This window comes from Flavobacterium potami (assembly GCF_020026915.1).
Lineage (GTDB): Bacteria > Bacteroidota > Bacteroidia > Flavobacteriales > Flavobacteriaceae > Flavobacterium > Flavobacterium potami.
The window spans coordinates 86551-99097 of the sequence record NZ_JAINUY010000007.1 but is presented as its reverse complement, the minus strand read 5'-3'; the positions used below and the strand labels follow the sequence as shown (position 1 = coordinate 99097).

Sequence of the window (12547 nt, the reverse complement as noted above, 5' to 3'; positions counted from 1 at the left end):
TTATCATTTAAAAAAAGACCCTTAAAGATGAAAAAAATAATTTTATTCGCTATGTTAGCTGTAGCTGGTATTACGGCTACTAACGCGCAGACAACTAAAAAAGCTAAAGCTACTAAAGTTGCAAAAGTTGAAGGAGCTGGAATGGCTTTTGAAACTGAAACTATTGATTACGGAACTATCGCTCACAATGCTGATGGAAAACGTGAATTTGTTTTTGTTAACAACGGAACAAAACCATTAATCATTACTAACACTCAAGGATCTTGCGGATGTACTGTTCCAACTACTCCAAAAGAGCCAATCGCTCCAGGAGCTAAAGGTGTTATCGGTGTAAAATATGCTACTGACAGAGTTGGTGCTTTTACTAAAACTGTAACTGTAACTTCTAACGCAGAAGGACAACCAACAAAAATCCTTACTATTAAAGGTACTGTTTTACCAGATCCAGTTAAAAGCTAATCTGAAAAACATTTAAAATAATCAAAAAGCTTCCTTATCTTTGGAAGCTTTTTTTATGACTACAATTCAAAAACAATGAGAAAACTCGAAAACAGCGAACTAGACCGTAAATCAATTGAAGATTTTAAAAAATCGGAAAAAACACCTTTAATATTAGTTTTGGATGATATTAGAAGCCTTCACAATATTGGCTCTGTTTTTAGAACTGCAGATGCGTTTTTGATTGAAAAGATAATTTTATGTGGTATTACTGCAACTCCCCCAAACAAAGAAATCCACAAAACCGCTCTTGGTGCAACTGAAACTGTTGCATGGGAACACCATGAGAATGTTTTGGAAGTTATTGAAAATTTAAAGAAAGAAAACGTACTTACCATGGCAATTGAACAAGTTGAAAGTGCTGTTTTTCTTCAAGATTTTAAAATTGAAAAAGACCAAAAATATGCTTTGGTTTTTGGTAATGAAGTTTTTGGTGTTTCTCAAGAAGCTGTTGCAATTTGTGATGGTTGTATTGAAATTCCACAGTTGGGAACAAAACACTCTCTAAACATTTCTGTAAGCGCAGGAATTGTAGTTTGGGATCTGTTTCAAAAAATAAATTGGCCTAAATAAAATTTTATTTTTTTATTCTTAATAAATTGATATTTTTAACAAATGAGAAATATCAATTTACTAATTATTTTCACCTTATTCTCTGTTTTAAGTTTTAATTTTTCTAATGCAATTGAAAATACAAAAACTTTTAACAAAAAGAATGCAGACATCCCAAAACCCATTATAGGTAAAAAAGCAAAAAAACAAAAGAAATCCAATTTTATAATTGATCCTCCAAAACTTAGTGCGCAAGGAGATCAGCTTTACTGCCCACTGACATCTATTAATATTGTAACAGACTTTACAATTACCAACGATCCAGCCGAAACAGGAACTGAAGCAATTTACATTCAGATTTCGTCAGGTTATTCAAGCGGTTTTGACCGACTAGATCTTTCAAACTCTGTATCGCATCCAAATATTATTACAAGCTGGGACGCAATAGCAGGAAAATTAACATTGTCTGGCCTAACAGGAAATGCTGTTTTATATTCTGAATTAGTTGCTGCTGTGAAAGACGTAGTTTTCACAAATTCTTCTGTAACAGCCTCGGGAATTAGAACATTTTCCATAACAATGGGAAAAGCAAACTATTTACCTTCTACACAACACTATTACGAGTATGTTCCAAGTATTGGTATTACTTGGACTGCAGCAAGAGATGCAGCGGCTACACGTAATTATTACGGGCTTCAAGGTTACTTAGCTACTATTTTATCTGCTGATGAAGCGAAATTAATTGGAGAACAAGCTTCAGGAACCGGATGGATAGGCGGAAGTGATTCAGAAACGGAAGGTGTTTGGAAATGGGTTACCGGTCCAGAAGCTGGAACTATTTTCTGGAATGGAAATGCAAATGGCTCTACTCCAAACTTCGCTTTTTGGAACACAGGAGAACCTAATCAAGCAGGCGATGAAGATTATGCACATATTACGCAACCTGGTGTTGGAATAAGAGGTTCTTGGAACGATTTATCTAATTCAGGATCTACCTCTGGCGATTACCAGCCAAAAGGATATGTGGTAGAATATGGAGGAATGCCTGGAGAAACTCCTCTTCAAATTGCTGCAAGTACAAAAATTACAATTCCTGTCGCTACGCCGTCTGCAAATCCTAATCCCCAGTGTGATTCCGGGAGTTTTACATTTACCGCAACTGCAACTACAGGAGCGACCATTAGCTGGTACGATGCAGCAACTGGAGGAAATTTATTAGGAACCGGCGGTACTTATACTACCCCAACTATTACAACAACGACAACTTATTACGTCGACGCCGGCTGCGAAACAAATCGTAAGCCTGTTGTTGCTACAGTAAATCAGACACCAAACAATCCAACTGCGAGTAACACAAATGTATCGAGATGCGGTACTGGATCGTTAACACTTGAAGCTTCTTCAAATGTTGGTGTAATAAATTGGTTTCTTACATCAACTGGAGGAACAAGCGTTTATACTGGAGCCAATTTTTCAACTCCTTCTATTTCATCCAACACCACTTATTACGCAGAAGCTTCAAATAATGGATGTATCAATCCAAATCGAATTGCTGTTAACATTATAATTTATACGCCACCTGCAGTTACTGACGAAACTTTGCCTTTATGTCAATTTGAAACCATAACATTAGATGCAGGAATTTCTGGAATGAATTATTTATGGTCTAATGGTGCAACAACACAAACCACTAGTGTCAATGCTGGAGGAACTTACACCGTTGATGTTACAAGTCCTGCTCCTGAAAGCTGTACCAGTAGAAAAACTATTGTAGTTGAAGAACATAAAATACCGCAAATTGACCGTATAGATGTTGAAGGAACGAGAGCCATTATTTATCCCGTAAAAGCTGAAGACTATTTTGAATATTCTGTAGACGGTATAAACTATCAAAACTCCAACATATTTTATGATGTACCTGGTGGATTACAAACAGCTTATATAAGAGAAAAAAGTGGATGTGGAGAACATACAAAACAATTTGTTGTACTTGTTTTCCCTCCTTTCTTCACTCCAAACAACGATACTTTCAATGATGTTTGGGAAGTAACAGGAATGGAAAATTACCCACAAGCCGAAGTAACTATTTTTGATAGATACGGAAAACTCGTAGCGCAATTAAGCAGATTTAAAATGAGCTGGGATGGTAATTTCAATCAAATTCCATTGCCTTCTTCTGATTATTGGTACGCTTTAAAAGTAGATGATACTATGCCTATTTTAAGAGGTCATTTTACCTTAAAAAGATAATTCTAATTAGGTAATTTGATAATGAGAAAATGAGTCAATTAGATAATTATACTCGCCTCTAAACATTTTCTAATTAACTAATTTTCTAATTATCTCAATTAATAAAGCTTCTTCTGAATTTCATTTAAGATAAAAATGAGTCAATTAGATAATTATATACTACCTCTAAACATTTTCTAATTGACTAATTATCTAATTATCTCAATTAATAAGCTTCTTCTGAATTTCATTTAAGATAAAAATGTAGTCTTCGTGTTTTTTCACAAAATCGCGATCAGAAACGTCGATGATTAAAACATTCAAATCTGTTTGAGATTTTATATATTCTAAATAGCCGTTATTGATTTTTTCTAAATAGGAAGCTTCAATATTCTGCTCGTAAGCACGCCCTCGTTTTTTGATGTTCTGCAGCAGGCGTTCCGTATTTTGATACAAATAAACATACAGATCTGGCTTTGGCATTTCTTTGTAGATAATATCAAACAGATTTCGGTACAAACGATATTCATCTTCTGCAAGAGTTATTTTTGCAAAAATTAAAGATTTGAAAATATGATAATCGGCAACGATAAAATCTTTAAACAAATCAAATTGTGCCAAATCATCTGCCAATTGCTGATAGCGATCGGCTAAAAAAGACATTTCCAAAGGAAAAGCATATCGGTTTTGATCTTTATAAAATTTTGGCAAAAACGGATTATCTGCAAATCTTTCTAAAATCGTTTTGGCATTAAAATCTTCTGCAATTTTATGTACTAAAGTTGTCTTTCCTGCACCGATATTTCCTTCAAAAGCAATATAATTAAATTGATTTAACGGAATTTCACTTAGTGGATTTTTCAAATCCTGAACAACGGTACAAACACTTTCATCAGAGGTAAGAGCAATCAATTCAGAAATTGTTTTATTCAAAATCGGATGCTTCCAATTGAGTTTTAAATCTCTCATTGGTAACAAAACAAAATTCCTGTTCTGCATTAACGGATGCGGAATTTTAAGTTTTTCCGAATCTATAATTTGATCATCAAAAGCAATCAAATCAACATCAATAATTCTAGATTGATATCCTTCTTGATTCAAACGAATTCTTCCTAATTCTTTTTCGACCTTTAAAACCTGATTGAGTATTTTCTGTGCAGATGAAGTAGTATGCAAAAGAAGCGCACAATTATAAAAAGCATCACTTTCAAACCCCCATGCCGGAGTTTCATAAAGTTTTGAAACCTCAATAACAGTCCCCACATTTTGGTGTATTAAATCAATACAATTTTGAATGTTTTCTAGTCTGCTGCCTTGGTTGCTGCCTATCGATAAAACGACTTGATGCTGTAATTTCATAATTAATGCAAATTAACTAAAACTATTTTAGAATTAACCAATATATTTGTGAAACGACGTATTGAATCACGCATAAATTTTAAATCTATAATTTGTAACATTCTGCCCCTTTTGGCTACTTATTAAAAAAAATATAAACATGAAGTTTTTAGGAAATGTACTTGCCACCGTAATTGGTATTTTTGTATTTATGATGCTCTTCTTTTTTGGAGTAATTTTTATCGGAGTTGTTTTTGGCGGAGACGATAGCGTTTCTGTTAAATCTAATTCTGTTATTGAATTGAATTTAAAAGAAATAAAAAACGATTATGCAGGAAAATATAAAGATCCCTGGGTAACTCGTTTTTCCGATTCTAAAGGAATTGGTTTAACTGATGTTATAAATGCAATCGAAGCGGCAAAAAAAGATGATAACATTAAGGGAATTTCTATTTTAAATGACGAATCTTCTCTTGGTCTTGCTCAATACAAAGATTTAAGAAATGCTCTTGAAAGTTTCAAAAAATCAGGAAAATTTGTTTGGGCTTACGCAAACAGCTACTCACAAAAAGAATATTACTTAAACTCTGTTGCCAACACTATTTATTTGAACCCCGCGGGAGATTTAGACTTTAAAGGACTTTCTTCTGAAGTGATGTTTTTTAAAGATTTTCAAGACAAATCAGGTATCCGTATGGAGGTAATTCGTCACGGAAAATACAAAAGTGCCGTTGAACCTTTCTTGGAAAACAAAATGAGTGATGCCAACAGAGAACAGATGACTGCACTTTTAAACTCAATTTGGACGACTGTTTCTACTGATATTTCAAAAAGCAGAAATATTCCATTGCCTAAATTAAATGAAATTGCAAACGGTCTTTTGGCCAGAACTCCGGAAATGGCAAAACAACAGCATTTAATTGATATTGTTGCTTATGAAGATGTTTATCACAATGCAATCAGAAAAGCTTTAAAAGTAAGTGGAGACGAAGATTACAATAAGATTTCAATTGCAGATTACACACAAGATTATACAACAACAGCTTTGGCTAATACTGCAACAGATCAGATCGCTATTATTTACGCTCAAGGCGAAATCGGAAGCGGTGAAGGTGATGTAAATACAATTGGAGAAGGTTCTATGAGACGTTCTTTGCAGGAAGCTAGAAAAAATGACGATGTAAAAGCAATCGTTCTTAGAATTGACAGTCCAGGAGGAAGTGCACTAACTTCTGATCTAATTTGGAGAGAAATCGAGATTACTAAAAAAGTAAAACCTGTTGTAGTTTCTATGGGTAATTATGCCGCTTCTGGTGGTTATTATATTGCTTGTAATGCCAACAAAATATTTGCTGAAAACAATACTATCACGGGATCTATCGGGGTTTTCGGAATGTTGCCAAACTTTAGTCCGCTTGCTAATAAATTAGGAATTAATTCAGAGCAGGTTAAAACCCATGAAAACTCAGCAAATTATAGTCCGTTCGTTCCTGTAGACGAAAAGTTCAAGGCTTTTACTTTAGAAGGAGTTGAAAAAATCTACAATACTTTTGTTACACACGTAGCCGAAGGTAGAAAAATGACCTTTGAACAAGTTGATGCAATTGCCCAGGGTAGAGTTTGGTCTGGAACAGAAGCTTTAAAAATAGGATTAGTTGACAAAATAGGCGGATTGAATGATGCCATTGCAGAAGCAGCGAAAATTGCTAAGATCAAAAAATACAGCGTTCAGAATTATCCTGAATACGAAAAAACACTGAATGACTTGCTTTCAGGATTACCTTTTGCAAAATCTAAAGAAGCTTTTATTAAAGAGGAAATCGGAGAAGAAAACTACCAGCTTATTGAGCAGGTAAAGAAGTTTCAAAAACAAAAAGGTGTTCAGGCTATTATGCCATACGGAATCAATATCTACTAAATTGAATTAAAAAAATGAACAAAGTAATTCTTTTTTTGACCGTTTTGTTTTTAAGCGTTTTAAATGCTCAAAACAAAAAAGAAATCACCTTTAAGGAAAGTCCGGCGATACTTAAAATCAATAATGACCAAATATATGGTACATTGACAATGCCAGATTTGACACAGAAAGTTCCTGTCGCTTTAATTATTGCCGGTTCTGGTCCAACAGACAGAAACGGAAATAATCCGATGATGAAAAACAATTCTTTGAAAATGCTGGCAGAAAATTTAGCTAAAAACGGAATTGCATCCTTACGATATGATAAAAGAGCCATTGGCGAAAGCAAAGCAGCCGGAGGATCTGAAAGCAGCCTGGTTTTTGAAAATTACATTCAAGATGCCAAAAGCTGGATTAACTATTTAAAGCTAGACAAACGTTTTTCAAAGATTATTATAATTGGTCATAGTGAAGGCGCCTTAATTGGTATGGTTGCCAGTGCAAAAGCAGACAAATTCATTTCGATTGCAGGAGCAGGAGAACCGGCAGATCAAATTATAAAAACACAAATTGCGGCAAAATCAATGAAACAATTGGACGATATGACTTTTCCAATTATTGATAGTTTGAAAAATGGATTTCAGGTTAAAAAAGTAGATCCAATGCTGAATGCCCTTTTTAGACCAAGCGTTCAGCCTTATTTAATTTCGTGGTTCAAATACAATCCACAGACGGAAATAAGCAAACTTACCATTCCAGTTCTCATTTTACAAGGAAACAACGATTTGCAGATTACAGTAAAAGATGCCGAAAATTTAGCTAAAGCCAATAAAAATGCTGAGAAAGTTATTATTGAAAAAATGAATCACATGATGAAAATCATTGATGGCGATCAAAATGCAAATATGGCAAGCTACAATAACGAAACACTTCCACTTTCTGAAACACTTGTAGACAAAATAGTTTCATTTATTCAGAAATAAATAAAATAAACACCATCTAAAATCCGTTTGAAGTAATTTCAAGCGGATTTTTTTTATTTAACAAAATAAGTATTATTCCTACATTTTTAAGAAAACTTTATCTTCAAACTCTTGTAAAAAAAGCTATTTTTGCAGGGTCGATTTTAAGAAGTTAAACCCTCAAATCTAATTATATGCTAAAGAAAGTTTTAAAAATAAGTGCCATCGTTATTGTGGTGTTTGTTGCTGCATTATTTGCCTTACCTTTTTTATTTAAAGATCAAATCAAAGCCAAAATTGTCGAGGCCATTAACGAAAGTGTTGATGCTAAAGTAAGTTTTACTGATGCTGATTTAAGTTTGTTTAAAAATTTCCCGAACGCAACAGTTGGGATTGAAAAGCTGGTTATTATTAACAAAGCTCCATTTGCAGGTGATACTTTGGTTTCACTTGGTGAATTGAATTTAAAAATGAGCGTTAAAGAACTTTTCAAAGGAAAAGAAGAACCATTAAACATTCAAGGAATCAGTTCAACAAACGGATTAGTGAATATTATTTTTAATAAAGACGGCGTTGGAAACTTCGATATTGCTTTAAAAGACAAAAAGGAAGATAAGAAAGCTGAAGCCAGCAAACCGCTTTCTTTAAAGATTCAGAATTATAAAATTGAAAATTTTACTTTCAGATATATTGATCAAGGTTCTAAAATCAAAATGGTAATTGACAGTTTAAACCATGAAGGAACTGGAGATTTTACCAATTCAAAATTAGATTTGAATACAAAAACTACTGCAAAAGTTTCATTGGACATGGATAAAATGAATTACATGAAAGATGTAAAACTGACTTTAGATGCCATTCTTGGAATTGATTTAGACAAAAGCAAATATACTTTTAAAGAAAACAAAGCTTTAATCAATCAATTACCACTGGAGTTTGACGGATTTATTCAAATGGCTGAAAATGCTCAGATTTACGATTTGAAATTTAAAACTCCTACCTCCTCTTTTACCAACTTCTTAGGTTTGATCCCTTCTGCGTATTCATCAAGTTTAAATGGTGTTAAAACTACTGGAGATTTTACCGTAAACGGTTTTGCAAAAGGAGAATTGACAGAAACAACTGTTCCTAAATTTAATATTGAAATTGCGTCTAATAATGCATCTTTCCAATATCCTAATCTTCCGAAATCCGTTCAGAATATTGTAATTGACACCAAGATTATCAACGAAACTGGAATTTTAAACGACACTTACGTGAATTTAGATAAGTTGTCTTTTAGAATTGATCAGGATGTTTTTAACGCTAAAGCGAATATTAAAAACATAACGGTAAACCCGATTGTAGATGCAGCTTTAAAAGGAACAATCAACTTGGCAAATCTTTCAAAAGCATATCCAATTAAAATGGATAAGCCATTAGCAGGAATCTTAAAAGCAGATGTAACTACAAATTTTGATATGGCTTCTGTAGAAAAAAGCCAGTATCAAAACATTAAAAATGCTGGTACAATGAGTTTATCAGGATTCAAATATACTGATGAGAACAACAAATCAATGAACATTAGTACAGCATTGGTAGAATTTAATCCGAGTAGAATCAACTTAAAACAATTTGACGCTACAACCGGAAAAAGTGATATTAGCATAAATGGTGTTTTGGAAAACTTCTATGGTTTTATGTTTAAGAAACAAGAACTAAAAGGAAACTTCAATATGAGTTCTAATCAATTAGCAGTTGATGATTTTATGACGGCAGGAGAACCTGCAAAAACTGAAACCAAAACTCCAGCAAAACCAGCTGAAGCAATGAAAATTCCAGCTTTCTTAAACTGTACTTTAAATGCAAAAGCAACAACCGTTTTATATGACAATTTAAAGCTAAAAGATGTTTCTGGAAGATTGCTTATTAAAGATGAAAAAGCAACTTTAGAAAACTTTAAAACCAATATTTTTGGTGGATCAATAGGACTTAACGGTGCGGTTTCTACAAAAGAAAAAGTACCAACTTTTGATATGAATTTAGGTTTCAATCAAGTTGATATTGCACAGACTTTTACTCAATTGGACATGATGAAAAAAATCGCTCCTATTGCTGGGATTATCAACGGAAAACTGAATTCGACTATTAAATTGAATGGAAATTTAGATGCAAAAGAATTGACACCAGATTTAAAATCTATTTCTGGAGATTTAATCGGTCAGTTGCTTTCTACAACCGTAAATTCTCAAAATTCAACTTTACTTAAATCATTAAGTTCTAATGTGAAATTTGTAGACTTAAACAAAGTGAACTTGAACGATATTAAAGCAGCTTTGACTTTTGATAACGGAAAAGTAAATATTAAGCCTTTTGACATTAAGTATCAAGACATTAAAGTGACAGTTGGAGGAACTCACGGTTTTGATCAAACGATGAACTATAACCTGAAATTTGATGTTCCTGCCAAATATTTAGGAACTGAAGCAAATAATTTAATTGCCAAATTATCTCCTGCAGATGCTGCGAAACTAGACAACATCCCGATTAATGCAATTTTGACTGGTAACTTTTCAAATCCTAAAATCAGTACAGATATGAAAGCGGCGGTGAGTAATTTAACAACTCAGCTGGTTAATCAGCAAAAAGAAAAACTGACTCAAAAAGGAACTTCGGCGCTTACCGATTTAATCAACAAAAACACAAAGGCAAAGGATACAACTCAGGCTGCAAAAACTGAAAAAGAGCAAAAAACTCAGGAAGTAACTAAAAAAGCCAGCGATTTATTGAATGGTCTTTTCAAGAAAAAGAATCCATAAAAAAGGAACTAAGGTTCTAAGTTGCTAAGATTCTAAGTTTTCTTAGCTGCCAATTTTAATTACTTGTATAAATAAAAAAATCCTGTTCTTTCGAACAGGATTTTTCTTTTGTTATATATTGAATTCTACTTTTTTAGAATTTCTTTTATTGCTTTTATAAAATCTGGAATACCTAAAACATTCGTATCCAAACCTACACTTCCATTTCCATAAGGTTCATATTTTTTAAGATTTGAAACCGAAAATAATCCTGCAGTTGGTGCTTTCGAAGCACTTGACAAATGCATAATTCCACTATCTGCACCAACAAAAACTGCTACGTTTGCTAAAACAGAACCAATTTCACGAACATCTTTACTATAAAAAGACGGCGCTTCAAAATTAATCTGAGAAACATTTTCAACTGGTAAAACTTCAAAAATATTCTCGTCTGGAAATTCCTTTTTCAAGGCTGCATAAAACTCCGACCACCAAGCCAGATTATAGCATTTTTCTCCTGTAGCATAAGTAAATATGGCAATTGATCTTTTTTCAGGATCAATAATTTCATCTAGAATTCGTTTTCCATTTGCAATTTCATCTTTTGACAACTTTAAATCCAAAAGTGCAATTGGTTCCTTTTTATCTTCAATTCCGACCTGACTTAAAAAATATCTGAAATTGTAAACTGGATATTTTGCGATATGATCGTAATCTGTATGGTTTAAGGTAACTCCTTCCGGAAGATTTCCAAAAAATTTATATTTAGCAGTCGAAAACTTTACACCAAGTCTTCCTGAAGAAGAATTTTGATCGACATTTATTGCAACATCATACTTTTGCTTTCTAATTAATGTCCAAACTTTAAAGTATTTTACTAGTTCCTTAAAAGGCTTTTTCGGAAGATGAATAATCTTATCAACATTCTCGTACTTTTCAAAAACAATTGGTGCTAATGTACCTTTTACAAAAACATCTATCGTACAATTTGGAAAAGTTTTGAGAACTTCCTGTACTAACGGAGTAATTAAAAGCATGTTTCCTAAGCGTCCATTTGGTCTGCAGATTAAAACTTTTTTTATTTTATCTTTATCGATTGGACCTATTTTACTAATGTCAGAATTTCCAATATTCTTGGTTAAATTATACATTAGCGAACGCCTAAAAACATTAACTTTTTTTAAGTTACTCATGTGGTATTTGAATTTTGTCTTAATTGTTTTTTGAAAACTTTTGCCTTAGCATCTCCAAAGCTATAATTATTCATTAATTATTAACACAAAACCATCAAATAAATTGCATTTTTTTATTTAAAATAATTTTAATGCAAAAAAAGGTAACAATTTAATAACAAATCTCTACACATTGATTGTAACAACGTAGCCTTCAGAACCACGTACATTAAATACAGTTCCGTTTTCGAATAACAAGTATTGTCCTTTAATTCCAGTTAATTTTCCGCTAAAAGAAGGGGTTTTATCCAAGTTCAAACTATTTACTTTTGCAGGATAATTTAAAACTGGATATCGCAAATCGTATAAATCATCTTTTTGAGAATAGAAAAATTCTTTGGCTTCTTCTGGAATTAAACTTTCAACTTTTGCTTTTTCAGCAATCAAATCAAACGTTTCTATAGAATTCTGAAGCATCTTTCTCCAATTTGTTTTATCTGTATAATGATTTTTTAAAGCCACCTCTGTAATTCCTGCTAAATAACGATTTGGAACCTCAACAATAGCAATTGCCTGAGAAGCGCCTTGATCGATCCAACGAGTTGGAACTTGTGTTTTTCGGGTAACACCAACCTTTATTTCAGATGCGACCGCCAAATACACAATATGCGGCTGTAACTGAACTTTAGATTCATATTCCAAATCTCTGTCTGCAATTCCCAAATGTGCTGTACTCAATTCTGGTCTCATAATCCAATCTCCAACGGCTGGACTTGAGTAAAAACAATCATAACAAAAACCTTGTCGGTATATTTTCTTCTTTTTACCACAATTCAAACACTGACAACCGATAAAGTTAATTTCAATTTCCTTATCCAATAATTGATTGACATTTAGAAAGCTATCTTCAAAAACCAGATAGTATTGAATTGGACTTCCAAGCTCGGTTTGCATTTTTGTCAGGACACCTTGATATTGCATTCTTATTTATTTTATAATTGCTGATTTCGTTGTATCAAAGAAATAGAATTTTTAGTGTTAAAATCCGACTTATTAACTAGAATAATTGTTCTAAATCGGATTGTTTTTTACAAAAAAATATTATTTTTGATATGAAGACAA

At 32.8% G+C, this 12547-nt stretch carries 9 protein-coding genes; 6 read left to right on the top strand and 3 right to left on the bottom strand.

The annotated features are described in order from the left end of the window. Positions 1-27 precede the first annotated feature (27 nt). From K6T82_RS19210 to K6T82_RS19200, 3 genes are all read left to right on the top strand, one after another. On the top strand, positions 28-459 hold the full coding sequence (locus K6T82_RS19210; protein ID WP_223709533.1) for a DUF1573 domain-containing protein: 432 nt from the start codon (positions 28-30) through the stop codon (positions 457-459). Positions 460-534: 75 nt separating this feature from the next. Beyond that, positions 535-1071 (top strand): RNA methyltransferase, encoded by a 537-nt coding sequence (locus K6T82_RS19205; RefSeq protein ID WP_223709530.1) that lies wholly within the window; start codon positions 535-537, stop codon positions 1069-1071. A gap of 42 nt (positions 1072-1113) precedes the next feature. After that, a complete protein-coding gene (locus tag K6T82_RS19200; protein WP_223709527.1) occupies positions 1114-3300 on the top strand; it encodes an Ig-like domain-containing protein in 2187 nt (728 codons plus the stop codon). Between the two features lie 201 nt (positions 3301-3501). Here K6T82_RS19200 and folK read toward each other — a convergent pair whose 3' ends face one another. Then, positions 3502-4638: a 2-amino-4-hydroxy-6-hydroxymethyldihydropteridine diphosphokinase gene (gene folK / locus K6T82_RS19195; protein ID WP_223709494.1), complete on the bottom strand. Its 1137-nt coding sequence runs from the start codon at positions 4636-4638 to the stop codon at positions 3502-3504. A gap of 139 nt (positions 4639-4777) precedes the next feature. Between folK and sppA the strand changes: the two genes are divergently transcribed. From sppA to K6T82_RS19180, 3 genes are all read left to right on the top strand, one after another. Then, positions 4778-6535, top strand: a complete 1758-nt coding sequence (sppA, locus tag K6T82_RS19190; RefSeq protein WP_223709492.1) for a signal peptide peptidase SppA — start codon at positions 4778-4780, stop codon at positions 6533-6535. Between the two features lie 14 nt (positions 6536-6549). Then, positions 6550-7497 carry an alpha/beta hydrolase family protein gene (locus K6T82_RS19185; RefSeq protein ID WP_223709490.1) on the top strand — a complete coding sequence of 316 codons (948 nt, stop codon included), beginning with the start codon at positions 6550-6552 and terminating at the stop codon, positions 7495-7497. Between the two features lie 173 nt (positions 7498-7670). Then, positions 7671-10274 (top strand): AsmA-like C-terminal region-containing protein, encoded by a 2604-nt coding sequence (locus K6T82_RS19180; RefSeq protein WP_223709486.1) that lies wholly within the window; start codon positions 7671-7673, stop codon positions 10272-10274. Between the two features lie 125 nt (positions 10275-10399). On the opposite strand, the gene K6T82_RS19175 is transcribed toward K6T82_RS19180, so the two are convergent. Further along, entirely contained in the window at positions 10400-11446 is a 1047-nt protein-coding gene (locus tag K6T82_RS19175) for a glycosyltransferase family 9 protein (RefSeq protein ID WP_223709484.1), read from the bottom strand. A 165-nt stretch (positions 11447-11611) separates the two neighbouring features. Further along, complete coding sequence (locus tag K6T82_RS19170) at positions 11612-12406, bottom strand: DUF2797 domain-containing protein (RefSeq protein ID WP_223709482.1); 795 nt, start codon at positions 12404-12406, stop codon at positions 11612-11614. Positions 12407-12547 lie beyond the last annotated feature (141 nt).